Genomic DNA, 24,409 nt, shown 5'->3' with positions numbered 1-24,409 from the left:
GTAAACCCGGGGATCGTGGAACACGTGCTGGGCGACGAGCGACGGGCAGGAGAGGCTTGGCCTCCCCAGCGCCCGGCGCTAACCCGGCCTGATGCTGCCCGTCATCTATGGCCTGTCCGGCCCTGCGCTTTCTCCCGACGAGCGCGCGTTCTTCCGAGAGGCCGATCCGCTCGGTTACATCCTGTTCGCGCGAAACGTCGTCGATCGCGGCCAGCTGCGCGCGCTGACCGACGATCTGCGCGCGCTGTCGGGCCGCGACGAACTCCCAATCCTGATCGACCAGGAGGGCGGGCCGGTCACGCGGATGAAGCCGCCCGAATGGCCCATGACGCCCGCTGGCCCCGCGTTCGCGAAGCTTTGGGAGATCGCCCCCGCTTCGGCGATCGAGGCGGCGCGGGTGAACGCGCAGGCGATCGGCCTGATGCTGGCGGAGGTCGGGATCAGCGTCGACTGCCTGCCGCTGCTCGACGTGGCGGTGGAGGGGGCGACCCCCGCGGTCGCCAGCCGCACCTATGGCAGCGAGCCGATGCAGGTGGCGGCGCTGGGCCGCGCCGTGCTCGACGGGCTGGCGGCGGGGGGCACGATCGGCGTCGTCAAGCATATGCCCGGCCATGGCCGCGCCCGCGTCGACAGCCACCTCGAACTGCCGCGCGTCACCGCGACGGCGGAAGAACTCGAGGTCGATTTCGAACCCTTCCGCACGCTCGCGCACGCCCCCATGGGCATGACCTGTCACTGCGTGTTCGAGGCCTATGACCCCGAGCGGCCAGCCACGCTCTCGCCCGCGATCGTCGGCGAGGTGATCCGCGGCCGCATCGGCTTCGACGGCCTGCTGATGACCGACGATATCGACATGAAGGCGCTGTCGGGATCGGCGGGCGACAAGGCGGCGAGCGCGATCGCCGCGGGGTGCGACGTGGTGCTCGACTGCTGGGCACGGATGCCCGAGATGGTCGAGATCGCGGACCGGGTGTCGCCAGCGGGGGAGGCGACGCTCGGGCGGCTGAACCGGGCGATGGCCGGGCGGGGGGCACCACAGGGTGACCTTGCCGAGCTGTTCGCCAAGCGGGATGCGCTGCTCGCGCTGGCATAGCGCTCGGTCCGATCCGGCTCGCCACCCACTTTATGCCGGCGAAACTTGGCGTCGCCTGGTGAGGGGACAATAGCGGCCGAAAGCGGCCCCAGTTTGCACCGACGCAACGGATGGGGGGCAGAGTTGGTCTCGGCCCCGTGATGCTTCCTTAGCCCGACTCGGCGCCTCGCGCCTTCTTCGACCGCGGCTTCGGAAGCGGCAGTTCGGCGGCGGTCTGCTGCAGTAGGTCGCCCAGCCACTCGGCATCGTCCCACCGGTCGGCATCGATCAACAGCGACGGCTTCGCCCCCGGATAGGGCGGCGCCTCCTCCGCATCAGGCGCCAGCGCGCGCCCGGCTGCGGTCGGCTTCACGAACAGCTGGTCGTCGCAGACGAGCGCCACAAGCTTCCTGCCCCGATACAGACCATACTCGCCGAACATCGGCCGCGCGATTACGTCAGCCGCCGCGCCGCCGGCCTGATCGACGATGAAGGCGACGGTCTTCGGATCGGATGCCATGATCCCGATCATGCGCGGCTGCGGGCGTGTTGGGAAGGGGCTCCATCTTGCCCACCCCATTGGCCTCGTGCCAAGCATCGTCATGGCCGATGCCGACACGCTGACGATCTCGCTCGATAGCTGGGAGGGACCGCTCGACCTGCTGCTCGGGCTCGCGCGGACGCAGAAGGTCGATCTCAGGGCCATCTCGATCCTCGGGCTGGTCGATCAGTATCTCGCCTTCATCGCTACCGCCCGCGAATTGAAACTCGAGGTCGCGGCCGACTATCTCGTGATGGCGGCCTGGCTCGCCTATCTCAAATCGGCGCTGCTGCTCCCGCGCGATCCCGAGGAGACGCCGAGCCCCGAGGAACTGGCGCTCCGCCTCACCCTCCGTCTCGCAAGGCTCGATGCGATGCGCGAGGCGGGGGCGCGGCTGATGGCGCGCGACCGGCTGGGGCGCGACGTGTTCACCCGCGGCGCGCCCGAGGGACTCAGGACGATCCGGCGGACAAAATGGGATGCCGGCCTCTACGACCTGGTCGCCGCCTATGGCCGGGTGAGCGCGCGGTCGCGGCCGGTGCTGCACGTCGTGCGCAAGCGGCCGGTGATGACGCTCGAAACCGCGCTCGCCCGCGTCGCGGCGATGCTGGGCGAGGCGATCGACTGGACCGCGATCGAACGCTTCATGCCCGAGGGGGGCGAAGGGGCGTGGCGACGCTCGGCGCTCGCCTCCAGCTTTCTGGCCGCGCTCGAACTCGCCAAGCAGGGACGGGTGGAGCTGGCACAGGACGGACCGTTCGCACCGCTCTATTTGCGGGCGCTCGCGTGACCCCGCCCGACGACCGCACTCGTGCGATCGAAGCGATCCTGTTCGCCGCCACCGAACCGCTGACCGTCTCGGAGATCGCGGCACATCTCGGGGAGCGGGAGGGGATCGCCGAGGCGTTGGTCCGCCTTCAGACCGACTATGCCGGCCGCGGCCTCAACCTCGTCCGGCGCGGCGAGCACTGGCATTTCGAGACCGCCGGCGACCTCGCCCATCTTCTCCGCCGCGATCGTGAGGACAGCCGCCGCCTCAGCCGAGCGGGGATCGAGACGCTGGCGATCATCGCCTATCACGAACCCGTCACGCGGGCGGAGATCGAGGCGATCCGCGGGGTACAGGTGGCTAAGGGCACGATTGACGTGCTGATGGAGGCGGGCTGGGTTCGCCCTGCCGGGCGGCGCGAAGTGCCGGGTCGCCCGCTTACCTATGCGACGACGCCCGGCTTCCTCGACCATTTCGGGCTGGCGAGCCGCCGCGACTTGCCCGGCATCGACGATCTGAGGGCTGCGGGGCTCCTCGACCCGGTCGATCTGGCGCTCGAACAGACAGCGGTGGAAAAGGACGGCGAGGACTACTAGATACAGGGAACCTCGAGGAGATTCGTGATGGGTAGTTTCAGCCTGATCCATTGGCTGGTGTTCGGTGTGATCGCGATCCTGCTGCTCGGCGGCGGTCGCTTTTCGAACCTGATGGGCGACGTTGCCAAAGGCATCAAGAACTTCAAGAAGGGCATGGCCGAGGAAGAGGCCGAGCCCACGCGCATCGAGGCGCAGCGCGCCGCCGAGCCCGCCTACAAGACCGAAGAGCGCACGCGCGAGCAGCGCTGACGCGACCGGAACGGCGGGCCCTGGTGTCCGCCGGTCATTCGACAGCGCTAGGGGCGGGACCGACAGGGCGAGATGCTCGATTTTAACATGAGCGAGATGGTGGTGGTCGCCATCGTCGCGCTGCTCGTCATCGGCCCCAAGGATCTGCCCAAGGCGATGCGCTTCGTCGGCTATTGGGTCGGCCGCGCGCGCGGGGTGGCACGTCAGTTCCGCTCGGGCTTCGATTCGATGGTGCGCGAGGCCGAGCTCGCCGAGATGGAAAAGAAATGGGCCGAGGAGAACGCGCGGATCATGCGTGAGCACCCGCCCGAGCCCGCCGCACAGCCTGTCGCACAGCCTGTCGCCCTCGAAGGACCGCCGGCGCCCGACACCGCTACCGATCCCGCGCTGCTGCCCGTTCCTGATGCCGACGATGGTCCGGTCACGACGCCGCCGCCGGTAATTCGCGACGAACCTGGCGATCCTGCCGATCCGGCCGCGAAGGGCCAGTCGTGAAGGACATCGACGACACGCAGGCCCCGCTGCTCGAGCATCTGATCGAGCTGCGCCGGCGGCTCTTTTACTGCCTGCTGACGATCTTCGTCGCGTTCGGCGCCGCCTATTATTTCGCCGAGCAGATCTTCGCTTTCCTCGTCCAGCCGCTCCTGGCGGCGGGGCAGCAGAAGGTCATCTTCACCCAGCTGTTCGAGGCGTTTTTCGTCCGGGTGAAGGTCGCCTTCTTCGCGGCGATAATGATCTCCTTTCCAGTCCTGTCGAACCAGCTGTGGCAGTTCGTGGCACCCGGCCTCTATCGCAGCGAGAAGAAGGCACTGCTGCCCTTCCTGCTGGCGACGCCGGTCCTGTTCACGATGGGCGCGGCGCTCGCCTACTATGTGACCATCCCGGTCGCGCTCCATTTCCTGCTTGGCTTCCAGGGCAATTTCGGCGGCATCCAGCAGGAGGCGCTGCCCTCGGTCGGCAACTATCTGTCGTTCGTCATGCAGTTCCTGTTCGCGTTCGGTATCGCCTTCCTGCTGCCGGTTCTGCTGATGCTGCTGGAGCGCGCGGGCATCGTCACGCGCAAGCAGCTGGTCGGGGCGCGGCGCTATGCCATCGTTGCGGCGTTCGGCATCGCCGCGGTGCTGACGCCGCCCGATATCGGCTCGCAGTTCCTGCTCGCGATCCCGCTAATCTTTCTCTACGAGCTCGCGCTGATCGGCATCTGGTTCACCGAGCGCAAGCGCGCCCGCGAGGCACCGGCCGGGGAAGAACCCGCCTGACGCGAAAAGGGCCGCGTCCCCTTCGAAACGCGGCCCCCTGGCTTGCCGATCGGCGATTGCCTTAGTCGGCAGCATCCTCGACCGCCGACCCTGCCGACTGGACATCGCGGCCGACGCCCTCGACCGTGTTGCACGCGCTGACCATCAGCGCACCTGCGACCATCGCCAGACCCAGAAGCTTACGCATGTTCGTCTCCATCTTAGAAGCGGTGGCATGACAATGCCGCGCACGGACTTTCGTTCCGCGTGTGAAATCAGCGATATAGAAGGGAGAATGTAAGGCCCGGAAGCGCCGCCGGGGGGGGGGGGGAGGGTCGACGCTTCCAGGCCTCATGTCGTGGACGGCGAGAGCGGGGGGGCAAAAGGTCGCCGTCCGGGGTGATGAACGTGCGGCCAGCATGGCGGTTCCGGGCCGTTGCGCACGGCGCGCGAATTTTTTCAGTCGCGCGCCATCAGCGCGACGTTGATCTCATAGGCGCCGCTTAGCGGATCGTGATGCAGCGGCGCGCGCAGTTGCCGTGCCAGACCCGCGATTACCCGTCCATAGCGCGTGGCGAGCAGCGCGTCGAGCGTATCGCCTTGGATCAGCGCCGGCGACACGACGCGCAGAACGCCCATCTTTGGCTGGTCGTCGGACTGGCGCATTGAGATGCGCGCCTGCGTTTCCGGATTCGCAGTCATCGCCAGCTCGAGCAGTTCGGTGACGAGGAAGGCGACGGCGATCGCGATGTCCTGCGACACCGTCAGTGGTTCGACCTCGATCCCCACCGCAAAGCGATGCGCTCCCTCGGGCGCGCCGGCGCGGATGCCGGCGGCCAGCTCGCCGATCACCGCGCGCATCTCGACGCCGCGATTCTCCTCGAGCTCGGCGAAGTGGTATCGGTGGACGACCGCCAGCGCATCGACGCGCCGCTGGATCGAGGCATAGGCGGCGCTCGCCTCGGGCGTGACCGCGCCGCGGGCGTGGAAGTTGATCAGGCTGGCGATCACCTGCAGGTTGTTCTTGACGCGGTGATGCACCTCGCGCGTCAGCTTGGTCTGGCGCACCAGCCCTTCCGCCAGCCCCGCCTCGTGTGCGACGACGGTGCGGGTGATCGCGCGAAAGGTCTCGCCGAGCTGGCGGATCTCCTGTGCTGGCACCGCGCCGTAATCGACCGGTCCGAGCACGGTGCCGGGTGCGTAGGCGCCGACGCTCGCGCGCAGGCGGCGAAGGGGCCGGATCAGCAGGCGATCGACCACGAACCACGCGATCGCCGCAGCGCCCGCCCACATCAGGAAGGGGATTAGCATAGCGACCAGCAAAGGAGAGGTAATCGGCGCGCCGCGCATCGTCATCTCGACCACCAGCCCGTCGATGCCGATCGGTGTCGCCGCACTCTCGGTGCGGGCGAGCAGGCCGGCTTCGGGCAGATCGGCGAGCGTCAGCGACTGCGCGTCGTCGCGCAGCGCGATCCCCTTGTCGGCCAGGAGGCCGCTCGGCTGCGCGATCGGGGCGAGGAAGCCCGCGGGGAAGAAGGCGGTGCCGATGACGCCGCCCCGCGGATCGGCGATGGCGAGCGCCACGCCGTTTTTGACGACTTTCGCGGCGATGCGGCCGGGCTCCAGCGCGTCGCGCGCGAACGCCAGGCCGGGGGCGAGCGGCGTGCCGCAGAGCAGGCGTCCGTCCGGCGCGTTGATCGCGAAGCGCAGACCCGCGGCATATTGCTGCGCGAACACGCCCTGCGCGCGCGCGCAGATGGCGTCGTTGCCAGGATCGGCTGCGAGCGCCGCCACCCCGGTCCTGAGTGCGGCCATGTCGCCGAGGAGTTCGGCGCTGATCGAACGGGTGCTTTCAGCAAGCGCCACGCGAAGCTGCGCGCGCACTTCGACATCCGCGATGCGCGTCGTCTGGATCGTGGCGAGGAAGGCCAGCAGGGCCAGCGGCAGCAGGGCGCCGCCGAGGATGAGGAACACGCGCGCACCAGTGGGCAGCTGCGATAGCCAGCGACCCCTGTCCGACACATCGCCGGCCGCTGACGGCGTATTGCTCGGGGGATCGACGTCACTCATGTCGGCGGGACGCTAAAGCAACGTGCCGGAAACGCCATCGCCATTTCGGCGTCGATCGGCGGCGCCGCGCGCCTTCGGTCAATCAAGCTTCTTGAGGAGGTCGAGCAGATCGTCGGGCACCGCTTCTTCCACCGCCTCGCGATACACCGCGCGCAGCGCGTCGCCGACATTCTTGTTCGCAGGCGCAGGGGGGGTCTTTGGCGGCTTCGGCGGATGATTGTCGGAACCCACGATTTCCCCCTGCAGCCCGACGCCCCCCTGATCCGGACGACGGGTACGACGCTGTTGAACGACGCTCTTTGCAGCGCGCCGCCATCTGCGCAACCTGTGCGCATTTGGTGCGATGAAACCAAAAAGAGGTTCGATGGTTCCCTCGCCTGTGGCTTTTCCGGGGAAGGGGGGATTTTGCCCGTCCGCGGCCTCACCACGAATGATCGGCTGCCCGTTTCGTGGCGGCAGTGGAGGAGACTAGAATTACCATGTCGCTTGGACAGCAGCTTGCCCCGCATCTTCCGTTTCTTCGCCGTTATGGCCGGGCATTGACCGGGAGCCAGGCCGAGGGGGACCGCTATGTCCGCGCGACGCTCGAGGCGATCGTTGCGGCGCCCGAGGAGTTCCCGCGCGAGGTTGATCCGCGCCTCGGCCTTTATCGTACGTTCCAGGCCATCTGGGGTTCTAGCCAGATCGACGAGCATGACGATGGCGGCGCCGGCGGCAGCGACCAGGAAGCCATCGCCCGCGCGCGCCTCGCCCGCATCGCGCCGCTGTCGCGCCAAGCGCTGCTGCTTACTGCAATGGAAGGCTTTACGGTCGAGGATACCGCCTATCTGGTTGATGTTGAGACGGCCGAGGTCGAGGCGCTGGTCGCCGACGCGCTCGCCGAGATCGAGCAGCAGACGCGGGCCCGCGTCCTTGTCATCGAGGACGAGCCGATCATCGCCATGGACCTCGAGACGATCGTCCGCGACCTCGGCCATGAAGTGACCGGTGTTGCCGTGACCCGCGACGAGGCGGTGGCGCTCGCGATGGAGGACCGTCCCGGCCTCGTCCTCGCCGACATCCAGCTCGCCGACGACAGCTCGGGCATCGACGCGGTCAAGGATATCCTGGCGCAGTTCAACGTGCCCGTCATCTTCATCACCGCCTTCCCCGAGCGACTGCTGACCGGCGAGCGGCCCGAGCCGACCTTCCTCATCACAAAGCCGTTCCAGCGGTCGACGGTGAAGGCGGCGATCAGCCAGGCGCTGTTCTTCGACCAGACGACGGTACCGGCCGCGGCCTGACCTCCGGCCCAGAAGAATCGAGCGGGCGTCCCCGGCGGACGCCAAGGTCAGGTTGGGGGCAGTCGCGTGTCATCGCGACCCCCAGTCCTGAACCCTGGCCTCTGCCCGAGCGCGGTCGCGGGCGAAGAGGGATCCCAAGCGCTCGCGCGAAATTCGTGCGCTTGCCAAAAGGATACGGACCCAAAACGATGCTGAAGGGTTGATGCGCCATGGCTGATCCGAACGACCAGGTTCATCTCGACACCGACCGCGCGCGCGCCGGGTCGACGCCCCACATGACGCGATACATCCTGCCGATCTCGCTCGCGCTGGTGATCGCGATCTTCGCATATCTGGTCCTGTCCTGAGCGCTCTATCCGCTGCCGATGACGGCGCGGGGGTGGCCATTTCCGCGCTTGCCCCTTATGTTCCAGTGCGTGGCCGCGTACCGCAGGGCCAATCCGATCGGAGCTGCATGTCCCAGTCTGTCGATAACCAGCCGGGCACCGATTTGCCCGAGCGCGAGCATGTCTCGCTCTCGGATCCCGAGTTCAAGGCGCAGCTTACCCAGGTGATTCCGCATTTGCGTGCGTTCGGCCGCTCGTTGTCGGGCAGCCGCGATACGGCGGATGATCTGGTGCAGGAAACGCTTCTCAAGGCATGGGCCGCGCGCAAGCGGTTCCAGGCGGGCACCAACATGCGCGCCTGGACGTTCATCATCCTGCGCAACCTTTATCTTAGCCAGATGCGCCGCGCGCGGTTCAAGGGCGAGTGGGATGACCTAGTTGCCGACCGGTTGCTCGCCGCGCCCGCCAGCCAGGATCGCCATGTCGAGCTCACTGACATGCAGCGCGCGCTCCTCCACCTGCCGCGACCGCAGCGCGAGGCACTGATCCTCGTCGGCGCGGGCGGCTTCGCCTATGAGGAAGCGGCTGAAATCTGTCAGGTCGCGGTCGGTACGATCAAAAGCCGCGTCGCGCGCGGTCGCGTTGCGCTCGAAAACTTGCTTACCGACGGCGCTCTGCCCAGCCGTGCCCTCCACGACATGGGCGACAAGAGTGCGCTCGATACGATCATGGGCGAGGTCGACGATCTGAGCCGCGACCGGGGCATCCACTGACCGCTCGTGCTGGCGGCTTTCGCAAACTCAGTGATGGGCAGTTTTGCGGTCGAGTTCCCTCAGCAGCCCAACCATATCGTCGGGCAGGCCGAGATCGCGACCATAGGCGCCGCGCAGCGCGTTCGTCAGCCGGTCGCTGGCGAGGGGCCGCGACACCTGGAGGCGCTTCGGCAGGTCGCGGTCGGCGGGCGGGTACTTGGTCATGCGGCTATAACGCCGATCAAGCGCGATCGTTTCTTGACAATCGCATCGATTGATCGCTTCGACGCGGCCGTGACATGATGGCGACGGTCGATCCCGTAACGATTTCACAAGCACTCGTGCGGGCTTGCGACGAATCGCCTTTCCTGCGGCTGGCCGCACAGCGCGAGCCCGGCGTCGCGGCTGAGGCTGCGCAGCTGCTCGCTGATCCGGTGGCAGCGGCATTCGACGGGTTGGCCGACCTGTCCGTCGCGGCTCGGTTGCGGCGTGCGCGCTGGCGGCTGGCGCTGCTCGTCGCGCTCGCCGATCTGTCGGGCGAGTGGCCGTTCGAGCAGGTGGTGGCGACGCTGACCGATTTCGCCGATCGCGCGCTCGACCTCGCCATCCGCGCGGCGATCGAAGAACGGACGCCCGGGGCGGAGCCTGGCGGCTTTACCGCCATCGCGCTCGGCAAGCAGGGCAGCCACGAACTCAACTATTCCTCCGACATCGACCCCATCCTGCTGTTCGACCCCGCGACGCTACCGACGCGCCCGCGCGAGGAGCCGCAGGAAGCGGCGGTGCGGATCGGGAAGCGCGTGGTCGAGCTGCTCCAATCGCGCGACGGCGACGGCTATGTGCTGCGTGTCGATCTGCGCCTGCGCCCTTCCAGCGAAGTAACGCCGATCGCGCTGCCGGTGGAGGCCGCGATCGGCTATTACGAGTCGGCTGCGCTGCCGTGGGAGCGCGCCGCCTTCATTCGCGCGCGCGCCTGTGCCGGCGACGTGGCGCTGGGGCAGCGGTTCCTTGGCGCCATCGCACCCTTCGTCTGGCGCCGCAGCCTCGATTTCGGCGCGATCGCGGAGATTCGAGGCATCACCGCGCGCATCCGCGACCATCATGCGCAGGGACAGGCATTCGGGCCCGGCTACGACCTCAAGCGCGGGCGCGGCGGCATTCGCGAGATCGAGTTCTTCGCGCAGATCCACCAGCTGATCCACGGCGGGCGCGATCCGTCGCTGCGCGCGCCGGCGACGCTCGATGCGCTGGCGGCGTTGGGGGCCGCGGGGCGGATCGGCGTGGAAGAGGCGAGGATACTGGCCGAAGCCTATCGCCGGCTGCGGACGGTCGAGCACCGCGTCCAGATGATCGACGATCGCCAGACGCACGCGCTGCCAGCCCGCGACTCGCTTGATCGCGTCGCGCGGCTCGACGGGCTGGCGGATGGTGCGACGCTGCTGAGTGATCTGCGTCCCCATATAGAGGCGGTCGGTCGCATCTACGACGCGCTTGAGCCCGAGACGAACGACCGGCTTCCCGATGCTGAGGCGAGCCTTTCCGTCCGCCTCGAGGCGGCGGGGTTTGCCGATGCGGGGAGCGCGGTGCGCCGCGTCGCCGAGTGGCGCTCGGGCGGCTATCCGGCGCTGCGCTCGGCGCCGGCGCGCGCGGCGCTGGAGGATGTGCTGCCCGGCCTGATCGCGGCGCTGGGTGAGGCGCCCGATCCCGATGCCGCGCTGCTGCGGCTCGACCGGATGCTCGCGAAATTGCCGAGCGCGATCAATTTCTTCCGGCTGATCGACGCGCGGCCGCAGCTGGCGCGGCTGCTCGCTACGGTGTTGGCACTCGCGCCGACGCTCGCCGACGCGCTGGGGCGGCGGGCCGAGCTGCTCGACGGACTGATCGACGCGAGCGCGCTGGAACCGGTGGGTGAGGTGGCCGACCTAGTTGCGGCGATGCGCGTCGGCACGCTCGATTACGAGCAGCGGCTGGACCATGTCCGCCGCGTCGTCGCCGAGACGCGCTTCGCACTGGGCGTGCAGATCGTCGCCGGCGCGCGCGATCCGCTCGAAGTGGCGGGCGGTTATGCGCGCCTCGCCGAGGCGGCGATCGAGACGCTGACGTCGGCGACCGTCGAGGATTTCGAGCGCGCGCACGGCCGCGTGCCCGACAGCGAACTCGTCATCCTCGCGCTCGGGCGGCTGGGCGGCGGCGCGCTGACGCATGCCAGCGACCTCGATCTCGTCTATCTCTTCACAGGCGATCATGCGGCCGAAAGCGACGGCAAGCGCCCGCTGGGCGCCGTCCACTATTATAATCGCCTGGCGCAGCGGGTGACGGCGGCACTATCGGTGCCGACCGCCTCCGGCCCTCTCTATCCGGTCGATACGCGCCTCAGGCCCTCGGGCAATCAGGGGCCGCTCGTCGTCTCGCTCGAAGGGTTCCGGCGCTACCAGACCGAGAGTGCGTGGACCTGGGAGCATATGGCGCTCACCCGCGCGCGACCGGTGTTCGGGTCAGCGGCGGCGCGCGCGTCGACGCAGGCGATCGTTGATGCGGTGCTGCGGGGCGAGCGGTCGGCGCGCGGCATCGCCGCCGACGCCGCGGCGATGCGGGCGGAGATGCGCGCGCACAAGCCCGCTCAAGGCCCGCTCGATGCCAAGCTGCTCGATGGCGGGCTCGTCGATCTGGAGTTCGCGGTGCATGTGCGCCAGCTCGTCCACCGCACCGCCTTCTCGCCTGATCTGCGCGTGGCGATTGGCGCGCTGGTGGGCGGGGGGCTGGCGCAGGACGAGCTGATCGCCGCGCACGACCTGCTCACCCGGCTGATCGTCACCCTTCGCCTTGTCGCGCCAGATGCACAGGCGCCGCCGCCCCCGACCAAGGCCCTGATTGCCCGCGCGCTAGGCCTCGCCGACTGGGAAGCAGTGACCGCCGCGCTGGCCGAGGTCCGGCAGGCGGTGGGCGCGGCGTGGAAAGCGGTACAGAGAGACGAACGATGAGCTTGAGCGAAGGCGATGTAATTCCGGCGGTCAAGGTGACGACGCCCGACGGCAGCGAGCGTTCGCTCACCGAGTTCGGCGCGCCGCTGGTCGTCTATTTCTATCCCAAGGACGACACTTCGGGCTGCACCAACGAGGCCAAGGACTTCTCCGCCGCGCTGCCCGCGTTCGAGGCGGCGGGCGTCGGCGTGCTCGGCATCTCGAAGGATGGGCCGGACAAGCACGCCAAGTTCGCGGCCAAGTACGACCTGACCGTCCCCCTCGCGACCGACGCCGACGACAGCGCGTGCGAGGCGTTCGGCACCTGGGTCGAAAAGTCGATGTACGGCAAGAAGTACATGGGCATCGAGCGGGCGACCTTTCTGTTCGGCAAGGACGGCAAGCTTGTCCGCGCGTGGCACAAGGTGAAGGTGCCGGGCCATGTCGCCGAGGTGCTGGAGGCCGCGAAGGCGCTGTGAAGCGGAGCGTCGCCGAGGCCGTTCATGCCGTGCTGACTGCCGCCGACCCGCGCGCCAAGGTCAAGGCGGCGCGGGCGGCGGCGCGCGACTGGCGGCTGGGGCGGCTCGACTTCCGCTTCGACGTGGCGATGCCCGACCGGCCGGCGCGCCCCGCCCGGCCGGAGCTGCTGCCGCCCAACCGCATGCCGAAGCGCGGGCGCGGCGGCTCGGAGCGGGGGCGCATCGCCCTCATCCATGCGCTTGCGCATATTGAATTCGTGGCGATCGACCTCGCCTTCGACGCGGTGGGGCGGTTCGGGGCGGCGTTCCCGCGCGGATTCACCGACGACTGGATGGCGGTTGGCGCCGACGAGGCGATGCATTTCGCGCTGGTCGAACGACGCCTCAACCGGCTCGGCAGCTTCTATGGCGCGATGCCTGCGCATGACGGCCTGTGGGATGCCGCCCTCGCCACCCGCCACGATGCGCTGGCGCGGCTGGCGGTCGTGCCCATGGTGCTTGAGGCGCGCGGCCTCGACGTCACGCCGCAGACGATCGAGCGGTTTGCGAGCGCCGATGACGAACCGACGGTCCGCATCCTGCGCCGCATCCTGTCCGACGAAGTGAACCACGTCGCCGCGGGCACGCGCTGGTATGGCTGGGGCTGCATCCGGGATTCGCTCGATCCGACAACGACCTGGCAGCGGCTCGTGGCGTCCTACTTTAGGGGGATCATTAAGCCACCGTTCAACGATTCAGCGCGCGCCGCTGCCGGTTTGACGCGCGAATTCTATGCGCCCCTTGCTGACACCAATGTTACCGGACACACCACCTGACGTCACGAAACGCGGGTGGGGCTGCGACGGGACAATCATCAGCGGCCGGGCAATCCTGCCCGCCCCCGCGCGTGTTTGGGTCGCAAGCGCCATATGTCCGATCTGACGAGCGATATGAACGAACCGACCGGTCAAAAGGGTCCCCTCCTTCGTACTCGCCAGTTCCTGATCCATGACGGCCGCAAGGCGCGCCGCGTGTCGATCAGTGCCGTTCAGCAGCTTGCGATGGCCGGTGCGGCAGTGATGACGCTGTCGCTCGGCGGCTATGGCGCGGTGCAGGCCACGACCGCCCCCGACGGGAAGGTCGAGGCGATGCAGGCCGAGGTCGCAAAGATGCGTGCCGACGTCGCCGCCGTCCGCGAGGCCGCCAAGGTCCATGCCGCCCGCGTCGAGAAGCGCCAGGCGCTGATCGCCGCGGTGCTGAGCGGCAAGGGCGATCCCGAGGCGCTCGCCGACCTGGCCGAAGCGCCGCGCGCTCGCGCCGAAGCCGCCGCGGCGCAAATCCTCGCCCCGCTGAACAAGGTCGAGGCACAGCAGGTCCAGTTCGCGATGGCCGCGCGCGAGGCGACCGATGCCCGTGTCGCCGCCACCGCCCGCCAGCTCAAGAAGCTGGGCGTCAAGCCCGAGCGCGTTCTGGCCCGCGCCGGCATGGGCGGCCCCTATCTGTCGCTCGACAGCAAGGAAGGCGCCGAGGCCGCGGCCGAGGTCAATGCCGACGCGCAGTTCCGCTCGCTGTTCCAGAGCTGGAAGAAGCTCGATACGCTCGAGCAGGCGGTGATCTCGATTCCCTCGCTCCAGCCGGTCGAGAACGTCGCGCTGACTTCCTCCTTCGGCGTCCGCTCCGATCCGTTCCGCGGCACCGCCGCGATGCATGCCGGCGTCGATATTCCGGGTCCGATCGGTACGCCGGTTTATGCCACCGCGGACGGCGTCGTGCGCCGCGCCCAGCGTGCCGGTGCCTATGGCAATCTGGTCGAGATCAACCATGGCAAGGGCATCGAGACGCGCTACGGCCACCTCAGCAAGATCATCATCGGCGAGAATGTCCGGGTGAAGCGCGGCCAGCTCATCGGCCTGATGGGCTCGACTGGCCGTTCGACCGGCAGCCACCTTCATTACGAGGTCCGCATCGACGGTCGTCCGGTCAATCCGCTTCCCTATATGCAGACCGCCGATGTTCTGGTAAGCGCGCAGGACAGGGCGCTACGCCAGCGCGCCGCCATGGGCGGCCCGGCCAAGTAAGCCGCCCGACCGATTTCGAGAGGTAGGGGAGGAGAGGGGTCGTCCATTGATGACGACCCCCACTTCCCTTATCTCCAATCCCATGACCGTCATCGACACCCAGCCCGATATCGCGCTCACCGCGTCCGCCGCCGCGCGGATCGCCGCCATTGCCGATCGCCAGAAAAAGCCGGCGATCCTGCGCCTGTCGGTCGAGGGGGGCGGCTGTTCGGGTTTCCAGTATCGCTTCGGCCTCGCCGATGCGATCGAGGGTGACGACAGCGTGACCGAAACCGCGGGCGTCAAGCTGGTCGTCGATTCGGTCAGCCTCGACCTCGTCCGCGGGGCCGAGGTCGATTTCGTCGAATCGCTCGGCGGCGCGGCGTTTCGCGTGACCAATCCAAATGCCGCGTCTGGCTGCGGCTGCGGCACCAGCTTCTCGGTCTGACGCGCGCGCGTGCGGATCGTCAGCTACAACGTCAACGGGATCAAGGCGCGCCTTCCCCGGCTTCTTGAGTATCTGGACGAGCAGGCGCCCGACATCGTCTGCCTTCAGGAACTCAAGTCGAGTGACGAGACCTTTCCAGAGGCCGATATCCGCGCCGCCGGCTATGGCGCGGTGTGGCACGGGCAGAAGGGCTTCAACGGCGTCGCCATCCTCGCCAGGGATGCCGATCCGGTCGAGCGCAAGCGCGGCCTCGCGGGCGAGCCCGAGGACGAGCACAGTCGCTATATCGAGGCCGAGGTGGGCGGCGTGGTCGTTGCCTCGATCTACCTCCCCAACGGCAATCCGGTGCCCGGCCCCAAGTTCGAGTACAAGCTGCGCTGGATCGAGCGGCTATCGGCGCATGCCCGCGACCTGCTTGCCGAGGAGCGGCCGGTGGTGTTGGCCGGCGACTATAACGTCATCCCGAATGACGACGACACCTTCTCGGTCCGGGCGATGGAAAGCGACGCACTGATGCAGCCCGAGTCGCGGCAGGGATACCGTCGGCTGCTGGCGCAGGGTTGGACCGATACGCTGCGTACTCGCTATCCCCGCGGCGGCGTCTGGACCTTCTGGGACTATCAGGCGGGCGCGTGGCAGCGCGATGCCGGGTTCCGCATCGATCACCTGCTGCTGAGCCCCACTGCCGCCGACCGGCTCGCCGATGCTGGAGTCGACAAGGACTATCGGGGACGCGAAAAGGCTAGCGACCATGCGCCGACCTGGGTATCGCTGCGCTGAGTGGAGGTGGCGGATTTCGCTGTCAGTTAGCAAACTTCGCTGACCACAAGTGTAATCGACAGCGGGACCATCGCTAAGGCATTGTTTTTGTGAGTCGTCGTGTTTGGCATGGCTAATGCACTCCCTTTCGCGTCGCCGGCCCCCAGGTGACGCAAAGTGGAGGAGGAACCCATGTCGTTCATTGCCAAAGCCGCTATCGCCGCTGTCTCGCTCGGTCTCGCTGCGCCCGCGCTGGCCGAGGATCCCAAGCCGGCCGAGGCCCGGCCCGCCGCCGCCACCAGCTACCGGCCGTCGGATACGACGCGCATCTGCGTTCGCGAGACGATCACCGGATCGCGCGTTCCCCGGATGATCTGCAACACGATGAAGGGCTGGAAGGCACAGGGCGTCGACCCTTTCCAGCGCTGACGCTCCCTCTGCCGCTCCGGGGCGCGACGCCCCGGAGTCGGCGGATCACAGGTCCTTGCCGAAGATCGTGTAGCGCTTGTTGATCCGGCTCTGGATCGCGTCGGCGATTGCGATCATCCCCTGATTATCGTCGAGGATCCAACCGATCTCGCCGCGTGACGCGCCGTAACGCGCAACCGCGTCGCGGCGGATATACTCGATCATCATGAAGGCGAGCTGGCTCGCCATCCTCGACGCCTGCAGCCGCTTGACCACGCCCATCAGCGGCACGCGCATGGTCCGCGCCTTCGGCCGGCGCAGCCACAAGAGCAGCCTGGCCCAGCCGAACGGAAGCAAATTGCCCTTGAGCGGTGCTACCGCCTCATTGAGGTCGGGGAGGGTGATCATGAACGCGACGGGCTCGCCGTCGAGTTCGGCGATGCGAATGAGGTCGTTGAACACGATCGGCTTCAGCTTCTTGCCGACATCGTCGATCTCGGGCTGGGTCAGCGGCACGAAGCCCCAATTGTCGCCCCACGCATCGTTGAGGATGCCGAGGATGATTGCCGCCTCGCTCTCGAACTTCGACTTGTCGACCTGCCGCACCTTGATGCGGTCGTTGCGTTCGCCCGCGGCAACGATGCGCTGGACGATCGGCGGGAAGTCCTGGGTGATGTCGAGGTCGTAGGTGACGAGTTCCTTCGCCGGCGTATACCCCGCCGCCTCGATCCAGCCGCGATAGACAGGCTTGTTGTGACCCATCAGCACCGTCGGCGGATGGTCGAAGCCTTCGGTGAGGAGGCCCGGCTGCTCCCAGATCGACAGGCTGATCGGCCCGAGCGCGCGGGTCAGCCCCTTGCCGCGCAGCCACGTCTCCGCCGTCGCGATCAGCGCGGCGGCGACCTCGCCGTCCTCGGCCTCGAGTAGCCCCCACTGGCCGACGCCGGGGCCGAAGCCCTTGTCGGCAGGCATCGTCAACGCGAGGGTATCGACATGCGCGGAGATACGTCCGACGACCTGGTCGTTCCGCTCGGCAAGGAAGAGCTGGCCCTCCGCATGGCTGAACCAGCCGTTCTTTTTCGGGTTGATCGTCTCGGCCACTTCCTGACGCAGTGGCGGCACCCAATTGGGGTCGTCGGCATTCAGCCGATAGGCAAGGTCGATGAAGGCGCGGGTATCGGCCTTGGTGGCGACGGGACGGACCTGGATCATGGCCGCCCCACGTCCTCCCGCATGGCCACGCTGTCAAGCGCCGGCGGGGCGGACAATTGTACGCCCACATAATGCCACTATCTGATGCCAATGACCGCGACCATGAATATGCTGACGGTGAACCAGATCGACGCGAGCGGCGTCGCCTCGCGGCGGATGGCTGCGCCGACGGTGCGCGATCGTCTGGCCGAGGATAAGGCGATGCTTCGCACCGCCGCCGAGTTGACGCGCGACCTTTTGAAGCCGCGCCCTGCAATCTATTGGACCGATCTGATTGCGTCGAGCGTCATCGGCTATGGCGCGCTGTTCGCGTCGATGACGCTTCAATCGACGGGCTGGGCGGTGGCGGCGTTCGTCGTTGCGGTACTCGCGCTCTATCGCGCGGCCAGTTTCATCCACGAGGTCAGCCACATCAAGCATTCGGCGCTGCCGGGCTTTCGTGCGGGCTGGAATCTCCTCATCGGTGTGCCGCTGCTGGCGCCGTCCTTCCTCTATGAGGGCGTCCACAACCTGCATCATCAGCGGACCAAGTACGGCACCGCCGAGGACCCCGAGTATCTGCCGCTCGCGCATATGAAGCCGTGGAGCGTGCCGCTGTTCGTACTCGTCGCGGCGCTTGCCCCGATCGGTTTCCTTATCCGCTTCGGCATCATGGTGCCGGTGGGGCTGGTGAGCCCGAAGCTGCGCGCGGAGATCGATGTGCGCTTCTCGGCGCTCGCCATCAATCCCGACTTCCGCCGCCGCCCGCTCGAGGGCGAGGCGCTTACGCTATTCCGCCGTTACGAGCGGCTGGCGAGCGTCTGGGCGATCTCGCTGCTCGCGCTGACGGTCGCCGGCGTCGTGCCGCTCAAGGCGTTCGGCCTCTACCTCGCCGCGATCTCGCTGCTGATGGTCGTTAACCAGGTGCGGACGCTAGTCGCGCATCTGTGGGAGAATGAGGGCGAGGCAATGTCGGTCACGGCGCAATATCTCGATTCGGTGAACGTGCCGCCGCCGGGAATGCTGCCCTTCCTGTGGGCACCGGTGGGCCTGCGCTATCACGCGCTGCATCACCTTCTGCCGAGCCTTCCCTATCATTCGCTAGGCGAGGCGCATCGCCGGCTGTCGGGCGTGCTCGAGTCTGCATCGCCCTTCCACGCCGCGAATTATCGCGGGCTGCCGGGGCTGCTGGCGCGGCTGGTGCGGGGCACGTTCGGCATCCGCTGATCCTCCGTCACTCCGGCTCGGGCTGACGAAGGGATTATTCTTCCGTCCGCACCAGCACCGCTTCGCCGATGAGGAAGAACAGGAGGAACGGTGCCCAAGCTGCCAGGAAGGGTGGGTAGGCACCGAGATTGCCCATCGCCAGCGCGAAATTGTCGGCGACGAAATAGGCGAATCCCAGCGCCATCCCGATCACCGCGCGTACGAACAGCTTGCCCGACCGCGCGACGCCGAACGCCGCCACGGCGCCCAGCAGCGGCATCAGCACCGACGACAGCGGCCCCGACAGCTTGTGCCACAGAGCGCCCTCCAGCGCCTTGGTCGGGCGGCCCGCGGCGCTCAGTTCGTCGATCGCGCTCTTGAGCGCGCCGAACGACAGGCCGTCGGCGTTGACGCTAGCCAGCGTGAACTGGTCGGGGCTGATCCCGTCGCCGACATGCGCGGAGCCCAGCGGCTCGACCCTGCCCGCCGTCACGTCGAAGCGGCGTGCACCCTCAACGCGCCAGCCGCGCCCCTCCCGCACCCCCTTGGTCGCGGTCAGGACCGAGCGGAGCGTCCCGCCTTCACGCACGAACAGCGTGATGCCGGCGATCCGGACTGCATCGCCGCGACCGACCGCGAGGCGGACGTTCATCAGGTTGTTGCCCTCGCGCACCCAGACATTGGTGCGGTCGCCGCGATCGACGGGAAGGGGGCCGTAATCGACGTTCTGCCACTGATCGAGCGTCGCAGTCGCGCGCGCGACGATTCGCTCGTTGAAGACGAAGCTGACCGCCGCCACCCCGAACGCGGCGACGATGAGGGGGGCGAGGACCTGATGCGCGGACAGTCCCGCTGCCTTCATCGAGATGACTTCGCTGTTCTGGTTGAGCGTCGATAGCGTGATGATCGTGCCGAGCAGCACCGAGAAGGGCAGGAAACGTGCGATGATCTCCGGCGTGCGCAGACTCACATAGCGCAGAACCTCGGCCTGGCCGTTGCCAGCATAGGCGAGAATGCGGCCGCTCTCTGAAAGGAGGTCGAGCGCCTGGAGGACAAGCACCAGCGCCGCGAGGATCGCGAAGCTGCGCGTCAGGAACATTCGCCCCATGTAGAGCGTGACCGTCCGCGACGGGAAAAAGCTTGGCGCGCTGCTCATGCCATGCGCCTCCGTCCCGGCAGGCGGCGGGCGATGGCGCTTCCGAGCTTGCCCACCCATCGTTCGAGCGCGGCAATCGGCTGGCCGCCGGGGACATAGGCGGTCTGATAGTACATCCAGATCACCAGCGCGGCGAAGATCGTGAACGGCCCCCACAGCGCAAGGATCGGGTCGATCCGGCCGAGCCCGCCCACCGCTTCGCCATATTCGTTGATCTTGTGGTAGGTCACCAGCATCACGATCGACAGGAACACGCCCAGCGCCGAGGATGATCGCTTGGGCGGGATGCCAAGCGCCAATGCCAACAGCGGCAGCAGGAACATCGTGGCTACTTCTACCACGCGGAAGTGGAAGGCGGCGCGGCTGGTGTCGCGCACTTCCTCGGTCACGCCGGGGTCGCGGCCAAGCACGACGAGTTCGGGGAGCGTGCGTTCGAGGTTGCGGTCGCCGCGCGCGCGGAATCGGCCGAACTCAGGGAGCGGGATCGGCAGGTCGTGGCTGGTGAAGGTCAGCACGCGCGGCTGGGTAAAGCCGGGCGAGTTGTGGACCAACGCCCCTCGCGTCAGGCGGAAGATGATCGTGTTGGGGTCGTCCGTGCGCAGGAACTGGCCCTTTTCCGCAGTCGCGGCGTACCAGGCGTCATCCTTCGAACGGAAATGGACGAAGATGCCCGAAAGGTCGGCACCGCTGTCGCGGCTCTCCTCGATCCGGAGGGTCATGTCGTCGCCGAAGCTGGTGAACTCGCCCACCTTGATCGACGCGCCAAGCGCACCCGATCGCAGCTCGAACCTGAGCTCCTCATAGGCGTAGCGCGCCTTGGGCTGGACATAGCCGACGATGGCGAGATTGAGCGCGGCGAGCGCGATCGTGTACATGTAGGGCACGCGCAGCAGCCGGCCATAGCTCATGCCCACACCCCGCAGCACGTCGAGCTCGCTCTGCGAGGCGAGCTTGCGGAAGGCGAGGAGAATGCCGAGGACGAGGCCGATCGGGATGCCGAGGCCCAGATATTCGGGCAACAGATTGGCCAGCATCTTCCAGACGACCGCTACCGGCCCGCCCTCGGTCGCGACGAAGTCGAACAGACGCAGCATGCGGTCGAGCACCAGCAGCATCGCCGCGATGATGAGCGTCGAGAACAAGGGCACCGCGATCAGGCGGGCCATGTAGCGGTCGATCGAGCCCATGAGCAGGTCGGCAGAGCCTTTCGCGTCGAAGGCCGCCGATCAAAGGGGCCGCGGCCGGCTATAGGGCCAGCCCCCGGCGCTTGTCATCCCCCGGCTGCGGCCGACACGGCGTCGCCGAGCACGGCGAGGGTAAAGGGCTTGCGGATCACCGGATCGCGGCCGAGCGCGTCCTCGTCGAGATCGCCTGCGAAACCCGTCATGTAGAGGACGCGGAGGTCGGGGCGATGGCGGCGCAGGCCGCTCACCATCTCTGGCCCGGTGACGCCGGGCATCAGCACGTCGGACAGGACCAGGTCGACGCTCGGCATCGCGATCAGCGCGTCCGCCGCCTTGGCGGGATCGTCGCACGACACCGGGCGGTGGCCGAGCTCGCCCAGCGCGGCAACGACCGAGCGCAGCACGCGCGGATCGTCTTCGACTACGAGGATATCGCGGCCGGTGGTCGGCGCTTCGCTCGGCGCGTCCTCGGGGACGGCGGCGACCGCTTCGGCAGTGTGGTGGTGGCGCGGCAGGTAGAGCGTGACCGTGGTGCCGCGGCCTGGCGCCGACTCGATGCCGATCTCTCCGCCGAAACGGCGGACAGTGCCGAACACCTGACTGAGACCGAGGCCGGTGCCGCGACCTACGGGTTTGGTCGTGAAGAACGGCTCGAACACGCGCGCCTGCACTTCTGGCGTCATGCCGTGGCCGGTATCGGTGATGCAGAAGGCGACATAGTCGCCCGCCGCGCAGCCACCGATTTGGCCCGCCGCCAGCGTCATCGCGCGCGCGGCGATCGTCAGCGTACCGCGCTCCTCCATCGCGTCGCGCGCATTGACCGCAAGGTTGAGAATCGCGTTTTCCAGCTGGTGCCGGTCGGCCCAGACGCTCCAGCCGCGCGCATCGCCCGCTACCTCGATCCGAATCGCGTCACCCAGCGTGCGGTCGAGCAGAGGCGTCATCCCCTCAATCAGCGCGGGCGGGTCGATCGCCTCGGGCGCGACGGGCTCGGCGCGCGCGAAGGCGAGCAGCTGGCGGGTGAGCGCGGCGGCGCGCTGGCCCCCTTCGGCGGCGTGATCGAGATGCCGCCGCACTGCCGGATCGTCCGGCACGTGGCGGCGCGCAAGCTCGATGCCGCCGAGCACTACCGCCAGCATGTTGTTGAAGTCGTGCGCGATGCCACCGGTCAGCTGGCCGATCGCCTCCATCTTCTGCGCCTGGTTGAGCTGCGCTTCAGCCGCCGCGCGCTCGACCTGTTCCGCGCGAAGGCTGGCGGTTGCCGCATCGACCGCGGCCTCTAGTTCAGCGGCGCGGGCACGCTCGGCATCGGCCTCGTCGGCGGCGGCGCGGCGCTCGGCGATCGCCTGGACGAGGTGCCAGCCGAAGAACAGCCCGATCGCCGTCAGCGCCACCCCGAGCAGCAGCAACCCGCCCGCCAGCCGGTTTGAGCGGGCGATGGTGGCGTCGAGCTCGATCGAACGGGCGTCGAGCAGCAGTCGCTCGGCGGCTATCGTCTGGCCGAGCAAATCGTCGATCCGCCGCAGCGCCAGACTGTCGCGTGCGTCGTAAAAGGCGGTGATCGCGGGGTCGGGCCGGTCGTCGGCCGCGCCGGCGGCGATCACCGATAGTTCGCGCCCGCGAGCGGCATAGGCGCGCCTGAGCGCGGTGACGCGCGCGCGCTGCAGCACGTTGTCGCGTACCATCCGGTCGAGCAGCCCGATCTGACGGCCTGCTTGCGCCCAATCGCGTGCGAAGCGGACGCCAAGCTGCCGGTCGCCGCTGATGACGAAGCGGCCCAGTGCCGCCTCGGCCTGCGCGAGATTCTCGCCGAGCGAGCGGGCGAGAATCACTACCTCGAAACTGTGCGATCGCCGTTCGATCGCGCCGTCGCGGGCGGCGTTGGCATCCACGACGGTTTGGACGAGGCCGAAGGTCGTGCCGATGCCAAGCACGAGGACGAAGGCCAGGACCCAGCCGCGCCAGTCCTCGGGCAGCCAGCGCGGCCGGAAACGCCGGTGACGGGCGGCCGGGGTCAAGCGCGCCGCCGCTTCGGTCAGCCGATCACGCCCACGGCGCGGCCAGCCTCGGCGAACATCGCGGTAATCGCCTCGATCTGCTCGGGCCGATGTTCGGCGCAGAGCGAGCAGCGCAGGAGGAACGTCCCCGCGGGCGTCGCGGGCGGGCGCGCCATGTTAACGTAGAGGCCGGCTTCCAGGAGCGCCTGCCACATCACCACGGCCTGTTGCTGATCGGTCAGGATGACGGCGATGATTGCGCTGTCGGCCTGTTCGGTGCCGAGCTTGAAGCCGAGTTCGCGCAGATTGGCATGCAGCGTGCGCGCATTGCGCCATAGCCGATCGCGCTTGTCGGTCGCGGTCATCAGCTTCGTGATCGACGTCGCGGCGGTGGCGACGACGCTCGGCGGCAGCGACGCGGTGAAGATATAGGGGCGGCAGGCGAGGCGCATCACCTCGAACTTCGGGTGGTTCGACACGCAGAAGCCGCCGACGGTGCCGACCGACTTCGAGAAGGTGCCGATGACGAAGTCGATGTCGCGCCCGAGCTCCAGCCCCTGCGCCTCGTAAACGCCGCGGCCATGCGTGCCGAAAAAGCCCATCGAGTGCGCTTCGTCGGAGAGCGTCATCGCACCGTGCTTGCGCGCCACCGCGACCATCTCGTCGAGCGGGGCAAGGTCGCCGAGCATCGAATAGACGCCCTCGAGCACGACGAGTTTGCCCGCCTCCTTGGGCAGGCGGCCGAGCCGCTTGTCGAGATCCTCGACCGAATTGTGGCGAAAGCGCACGACCTCCGCATTGCCCAGCGCGCAACCGTCATAGATCGAGGCGTGGCTGTCCGCGTCGAGGATGATGTAGTCGCCCTTGCCCGCGATGGTCGAGATGATGCCGAGATTGGCCTGATAGCCGGTCGAGAACACCATTGCATGATCGGCGGCATAGAAGGCGCGCAGCGCATCTTCGGCGGCGATATGGTCGCGGAAGGTGCCGTTGAGCATCCGGCTGCCGTTGGTGCCCGACCCAAACGCGTCGAGCGCCGCCTTGCCCGCGGCAATCACGTCCGCATCGAAGGTCATGCCCATGTAGTTGTAGGTGCCGGCAAGGATCGTCGGCTTGCCGCGGATCACTGCCTCGGTCGGCGAATGCACCTCGTCCATCACGATCGCGAAGGGATCGCGCACGCCTGTCGCGAGCAGCGCCTCGCGCTCGGCGATCAGCCCATCGAACTTGGAAAAGAGGTCGCGCTCGGGTGGCGCGGCGGGGGCCTCGGCGGGGAGGGGGTGGGCTGTGGCGGCGGCTTCGGTCATCGGTTCATTCCTTGATCCCACACCCCGTTCGTGTCGAGCGAAGTCGAGACACTTGTTCGAGCGGAAGCGAGAACCCGGCCTCGCTGTCGCTCGGGGCAAACGGGAGGGCGTTAGTCCTGCTTCAGCTTCTGAACCGCGTCGACCAGCTGGCCGACGGTCTCGATCTCGGCCTGCATGTTCATGGTGATGAGGATGTCGAACTCGTCCTCGATCGCGGCGACGAAATCCATGACGGTCAGGCTGTCCCATTCGAGGTCGCCGGCGAAGGTCGTCGCCTCGGTGAGCGCCACGCCCTTTTTGTTGAAGGGCTCGATCTGGGCGGCGACGGTATCGAAAACGGCCTGGCGGTCGGACATTCGCTGATCTTCTCTCTTTCCTTCGT

Annotated in this window: 28 protein-coding genes; 17 read left to right on the top strand and 11 right to left on the bottom strand. The window is 67.9% G+C overall.

The features are described 5' to 3' along the window. Positions 1-91: 91 nt before the first annotated feature. Positions 92-1,093 carry a glycoside hydrolase family 3 N-terminal domain-containing protein gene (locus COC42_RS06425; protein ID WP_096342347.1) on the top strand — a complete coding sequence of 334 codons (1,002 nt, stop codon included), beginning with the start codon at positions 92-94 and terminating at the stop codon, positions 1,091-1,093. Positions 1,094-1,241: 148 nt separating this feature from the next. Here COC42_RS06425 and COC42_RS06420 read toward each other — a convergent pair whose 3' ends face one another. Continuing rightward, entirely contained in the window at positions 1,242-1,592 is a 351-nt protein-coding gene (locus tag COC42_RS06420) for a TfoX/Sxy family protein (protein ID WP_096343144.1), read from the bottom strand. An 82-nt stretch (positions 1,593-1,674) separates the two neighbouring features. Here COC42_RS06420 and COC42_RS06415 point away from each other — a divergent pair, with 82 nt between their 5' ends. From COC42_RS06415 to tatC, 5 genes are all read left to right on the top strand, one after another. After that, on the top strand, positions 1,675-2,403 hold the full coding sequence (locus COC42_RS06415; protein ID WP_096342346.1) for a segregation and condensation protein A: 729 nt from the start codon (positions 1,675-1,677) through the stop codon (positions 2,401-2,403). Further along, positions 2,400-2,978: an SMC-Scp complex subunit ScpB gene (gene scpB / locus COC42_RS06410; RefSeq protein ID WP_096342345.1), complete on the top strand. Its 579-nt coding sequence runs from the start codon at positions 2,400-2,402 to the stop codon at positions 2,976-2,978. Before COC42_RS06415 ends, scpB begins: the two co-directional genes overlap by 4 nt. Positions 2,979-3,005: 27 nt before the next feature. Continuing rightward, entirely contained in the window at positions 3,006-3,227 is a 222-nt protein-coding gene (locus tag COC42_RS06405) for a twin-arginine translocase TatA/TatE family subunit (protein ID WP_096342344.1), read from the top strand. A 72-nt stretch (positions 3,228-3,299) separates the two neighbouring features. After that, on the top strand, positions 3,300-3,722 hold the full coding sequence (gene tatB / locus COC42_RS06400) for a Sec-independent protein translocase protein TatB (RefSeq protein ID WP_096342343.1): 423 nt from the start codon (positions 3,300-3,302) through the stop codon (positions 3,720-3,722). Beyond that, on the top strand, positions 3,719-4,486 hold the full coding sequence (gene tatC / locus COC42_RS06395; protein WP_096342342.1) for a twin-arginine translocase subunit TatC: 768 nt from the start codon (positions 3,719-3,721) through the stop codon (positions 4,484-4,486). The genes tatB and tatC overlap by 4 nt, the downstream gene beginning before the upstream one ends. 61 nt (positions 4,487-4,547) lie before the next feature. On the opposite strand, the gene COC42_RS06390 is transcribed toward tatC, so the two are convergent. The 3 genes from COC42_RS06390 to COC42_RS17625 all read right to left on the bottom strand — a co-directional run bounded on the left by COC42_RS06390 (position 4,548) and on the right by COC42_RS17625 (position 6,766). Continuing rightward, positions 4,548-4,673, bottom strand: a complete 126-nt coding sequence (locus COC42_RS06390) for an entericidin A/B family lipoprotein (protein WP_096343143.1) — start codon at positions 4,671-4,673, stop codon at positions 4,548-4,550. 251 nt (positions 4,674-4,924) lie between these two features. After that, positions 4,925-6,535: a sensor histidine kinase gene (locus COC42_RS06385; protein WP_096342341.1), complete on the bottom strand. Its 1,611-nt coding sequence runs from the start codon at positions 6,533-6,535 to the stop codon at positions 4,925-4,927. 78 nt (positions 6,536-6,613) lie between these two features. Next, positions 6,614-6,766, bottom strand: coding sequence for a NepR family anti-sigma factor (locus COC42_RS17625; protein ID WP_245843890.1), 153 nt, complete (start codon positions 6,764-6,766; stop codon positions 6,614-6,616). Between the two features lie 248 nt (positions 6,767-7,014). On the opposite strand from COC42_RS17625, the gene COC42_RS06375 reads away from it, so the two are divergent. From COC42_RS06375 to COC42_RS06370, 3 genes are all read left to right on the top strand, one after another. Next, positions 7,015-7,818 carry a response regulator gene (locus tag COC42_RS06375; protein WP_096342339.1) on the top strand — a complete coding sequence of 268 codons (804 nt, stop codon included), beginning with the start codon at positions 7,015-7,017 and terminating at the stop codon, positions 7,816-7,818. 209 nt (positions 7,819-8,027) lie between these two features. Then, positions 8,028-8,165, top strand: coding sequence for a hypothetical protein (locus COC42_RS17620; protein WP_176484577.1), 138 nt, complete (start codon positions 8,028-8,030; stop codon positions 8,163-8,165). A gap of 107 nt (positions 8,166-8,272) precedes the next feature. Next, entirely contained in the window at positions 8,273-8,917 is a 645-nt protein-coding gene (locus tag COC42_RS06370; RefSeq protein WP_096342338.1) for a sigma-70 family RNA polymerase sigma factor, read from the top strand. Positions 8,918-8,944: 27 nt separating this feature from the next. Here the strand turns inward: COC42_RS06370 and COC42_RS17615 are convergent, their stop codons facing one another. Beyond that, positions 8,945-9,121, bottom strand: a complete 177-nt coding sequence (locus COC42_RS17615; RefSeq protein WP_176484576.1) for a hypothetical protein — start codon at positions 9,119-9,121, stop codon at positions 8,945-8,947. A 74-nt stretch (positions 9,122-9,195) separates the two neighbouring features. On the opposite strand from COC42_RS17615, the gene COC42_RS06365 reads away from it, so the two are divergent. The 7 genes from COC42_RS06365 to COC42_RS06335 all read left to right on the top strand — a co-directional run bounded on the left by COC42_RS06365 (position 9,196) and on the right by COC42_RS06335 (position 16,007). Then, the gene (locus COC42_RS06365; protein ID WP_096342337.1) at positions 9,196-11,877 is read left to right on the top strand and encodes a bifunctional [glutamine synthetase] adenylyltransferase/[glutamine synthetase]-adenylyl-L-tyrosine phosphorylase; all 2,682 of its coding nucleotides are present in this window, start codon (positions 9,196-9,198) and stop codon (positions 11,875-11,877) included. After that, positions 11,874-12,335 (top strand): peroxiredoxin, encoded by a 462-nt coding sequence (locus tag COC42_RS06360; protein WP_176484575.1) that lies wholly within the window; start codon positions 11,874-11,876, stop codon positions 12,333-12,335. The genes COC42_RS06365 and COC42_RS06360 overlap by 4 nt, the downstream gene beginning before the upstream one ends. Continuing rightward, positions 12,332-13,150: a ferritin-like domain-containing protein gene (locus COC42_RS06355; protein ID WP_096342335.1), complete on the top strand. Its 819-nt coding sequence runs from the start codon at positions 12,332-12,334 to the stop codon at positions 13,148-13,150. Before COC42_RS06360 ends, COC42_RS06355 begins: the two co-directional genes overlap by 4 nt. Positions 13,151-13,264: 114 nt before the next feature. Beyond that, positions 13,265-14,392, top strand: a complete 1,128-nt coding sequence (locus COC42_RS18065; RefSeq protein ID WP_176484574.1) for a M23 family metallopeptidase — start codon at positions 13,265-13,267, stop codon at positions 14,390-14,392. A gap of 82 nt (positions 14,393-14,474) precedes the next feature. Next, complete coding sequence (gene erpA / locus COC42_RS06345; RefSeq protein ID WP_096342334.1) at positions 14,475-14,819, top strand: iron-sulfur cluster insertion protein ErpA; 345 nt, start codon at positions 14,475-14,477, stop codon at positions 14,817-14,819. A 9-nt stretch (positions 14,820-14,828) separates the two neighbouring features. Continuing rightward, positions 14,829-15,599 (top strand): exodeoxyribonuclease III, encoded by a 771-nt coding sequence (gene xth / locus COC42_RS06340; RefSeq protein WP_096342333.1) that lies wholly within the window; start codon positions 14,829-14,831, stop codon positions 15,597-15,599. Between the two features lie 171 nt (positions 15,600-15,770). Next, a complete protein-coding gene (locus COC42_RS06335) occupies positions 15,771-16,007 on the top strand; it encodes a hypothetical protein (protein ID WP_141395793.1) in 237 nt (78 codons plus the stop codon). A gap of 45 nt (positions 16,008-16,052) precedes the next feature. On the opposite strand, the gene COC42_RS06330 is transcribed toward COC42_RS06335, so the two are convergent. Beyond that, positions 16,053-17,198: an N-acetyltransferase gene (locus tag COC42_RS06330; RefSeq protein WP_096342331.1), complete on the bottom strand. Its 1,146-nt coding sequence runs from the start codon at positions 17,196-17,198 to the stop codon at positions 16,053-16,055. A 108-nt stretch (positions 17,199-17,306) separates the two neighbouring features. Between COC42_RS06330 and COC42_RS06325 the strand changes: the two genes are divergently transcribed. Beyond that, complete coding sequence (locus COC42_RS06325) at positions 17,307-18,404, top strand: fatty acid desaturase family protein (protein WP_425442843.1); 1,098 nt, start codon at positions 17,307-17,309, stop codon at positions 18,402-18,404. A 34-nt stretch (positions 18,405-18,438) separates the two neighbouring features. On the opposite strand, the gene lptG is transcribed toward COC42_RS06325, so the two are convergent. The 5 genes from lptG to COC42_RS06300 form a co-directional block, all read right to left on the bottom strand. Beyond that, positions 18,439-19,539 carry an LPS export ABC transporter permease LptG gene (lptG, locus tag COC42_RS06320; protein ID WP_245843887.1) on the bottom strand — a complete coding sequence of 367 codons (1,101 nt, stop codon included), beginning with the start codon at positions 19,537-19,539 and terminating at the stop codon, positions 18,439-18,441. Beyond that, positions 19,536-20,705 carry an LptF/LptG family permease gene (locus COC42_RS06315; RefSeq protein ID WP_096343141.1) on the bottom strand — a complete coding sequence of 390 codons (1,170 nt, stop codon included), beginning with the start codon at positions 20,703-20,705 and terminating at the stop codon, positions 19,536-19,538. Before COC42_RS06315 ends, lptG begins: the two co-directional genes overlap by 4 nt. 104 nt (positions 20,706-20,809) lie before the next feature. Further along, positions 20,810-22,741: a hybrid sensor histidine kinase/response regulator gene (locus tag COC42_RS06310; protein ID WP_245843886.1), complete on the bottom strand. Its 1,932-nt coding sequence runs from the start codon at positions 22,739-22,741 to the stop codon at positions 20,810-20,812. A gap of 17 nt (positions 22,742-22,758) precedes the next feature. Next, positions 22,759-24,027, bottom strand: coding sequence for a serine palmitoyltransferase (gene spt / locus COC42_RS06305; RefSeq protein ID WP_096342329.1), 1,269 nt, complete (start codon positions 24,025-24,027; stop codon positions 22,759-22,761). A gap of 110 nt (positions 24,028-24,137) precedes the next feature. Then, entirely contained in the window at positions 24,138-24,383 is a 246-nt protein-coding gene (locus tag COC42_RS06300) for an acyl carrier protein (RefSeq protein ID WP_096342328.1), read from the bottom strand. Between the last annotated feature and the right edge of the window lie 26 nt (positions 24,384-24,409).

Origin of the sequence: Sphingomonas spermidinifaciens (assembly GCF_002351485.1) — a bacterium.
Taxonomy (GTDB): Bacteria; Pseudomonadota; Alphaproteobacteria; order Sphingomonadales; family Sphingomonadaceae; genus Sphingomonas; species Sphingomonas spermidinifaciens.
This window is presented reverse-complemented; position numbering and strand designations above follow the sequence as displayed.

Bases quoted from the DNA above. Each gene is read 5' to 3' on its own strand.
- COC42_RS06425 (WP_096342347.1), top strand. From the start codon at position 92: ATGCTGCCCGTCATCTATGGCCTGTCCGGCCCTGCGCTTTCTCCCGAC.
- COC42_RS06420 (WP_096343144.1), bottom strand. From the start codon at position 1,592: ATGGCATCCGATCCGAAGACCGTCGCCTTCATCGTCGATCAGGCCGGC.
- COC42_RS06415 (WP_096342346.1), top strand. From the start codon at position 1,675: ATGGCCGATGCCGACACGCTGACGATCTCGCTCGATAGCTGGGAGGGA.
- COC42_RS06405 (WP_096342344.1), top strand. From the start codon at position 3,006: ATGGGTAGTTTCAGCCTGATCCATTGGCTGGTGTTCGGTGTGATCGCG.
- tatB (WP_096342343.1), top strand. From the start codon at position 3,300: ATGCTCGATTTTAACATGAGCGAGATGGTGGTGGTCGCCATCGTCGCG.
- COC42_RS06390 (WP_096343143.1), bottom strand. From the start codon at position 4,673: ATGCGTAAGCTTCTGGGTCTGGCGATGGTCGCAGGTGCGCTGATGGTC.
- COC42_RS06385 (WP_096342341.1), bottom strand. From the start codon at position 6,535: ATGAGTGACGTCGATCCCCCGAGCAATACGCCGTCAGCGGCCGGCGAT.
- COC42_RS06375 (WP_096342339.1), top strand. From the start codon at position 7,015: ATGTCGCTTGGACAGCAGCTTGCCCCGCATCTTCCGTTTCTTCGCCGT.
- COC42_RS17620 (WP_176484577.1), top strand. From the start codon at position 8,028: ATGGCTGATCCGAACGACCAGGTTCATCTCGACACCGACCGCGCGCGC.
- COC42_RS06370 (WP_096342338.1), top strand. From the start codon at position 8,273: ATGTCCCAGTCTGTCGATAACCAGCCGGGCACCGATTTGCCCGAGCGC.
- COC42_RS17615 (WP_176484576.1), bottom strand. From the start codon at position 9,121: ATGACCAAGTACCCGCCCGCCGACCGCGACCTGCCGAAGCGCCTCCAG.
- COC42_RS06365 (WP_096342337.1), top strand. From the start codon at position 9,196: ATGATGGCGACGGTCGATCCCGTAACGATTTCACAAGCACTCGTGCGG.
- COC42_RS06360 (WP_176484575.1), top strand. From the start codon at position 11,874: ATGAGCTTGAGCGAAGGCGATGTAATTCCGGCGGTCAAGGTGACGACG.
- COC42_RS18065 (WP_176484574.1), top strand. From the start codon at position 13,265: ATGAACGAACCGACCGGTCAAAAGGGTCCCCTCCTTCGTACTCGCCAG.
- erpA (WP_096342334.1), top strand. From the start codon at position 14,475: ATGACCGTCATCGACACCCAGCCCGATATCGCGCTCACCGCGTCCGCC.
- COC42_RS06335 (WP_141395793.1), top strand. From the start codon at position 15,771: ATGTCGTTCATTGCCAAAGCCGCTATCGCCGCTGTCTCGCTCGGTCTC.
- COC42_RS06330 (WP_096342331.1), bottom strand. From the start codon at position 17,198: ATGATCCAGGTCCGTCCCGTCGCCACCAAGGCCGATACCCGCGCCTTC.
- COC42_RS06325 (WP_425442843.1), top strand. From the start codon at position 17,307: ATGCTGACGGTGAACCAGATCGACGCGAGCGGCGTCGCCTCGCGGCGG.
- lptG (WP_245843887.1), bottom strand. From the start codon at position 19,539: ATGAGCAGCGCGCCAAGCTTTTTCCCGTCGCGGACGGTCACGCTCTAC.
- COC42_RS06315 (WP_096343141.1), bottom strand. From the start codon at position 20,705: ATGGCCCGCCTGATCGCGGTGCCCTTGTTCTCGACGCTCATCATCGCG.
- spt (WP_096342329.1), bottom strand. From the start codon at position 24,027: ATGACCGAAGCCGCCGCCACAGCCCACCCCCTCCCCGCCGAGGCCCCC.
- COC42_RS06300 (WP_096342328.1), bottom strand. From the start codon at position 24,383: ATGTCCGACCGCCAGGCCGTTTTCGATACCGTCGCCGCCCAGATCGAG.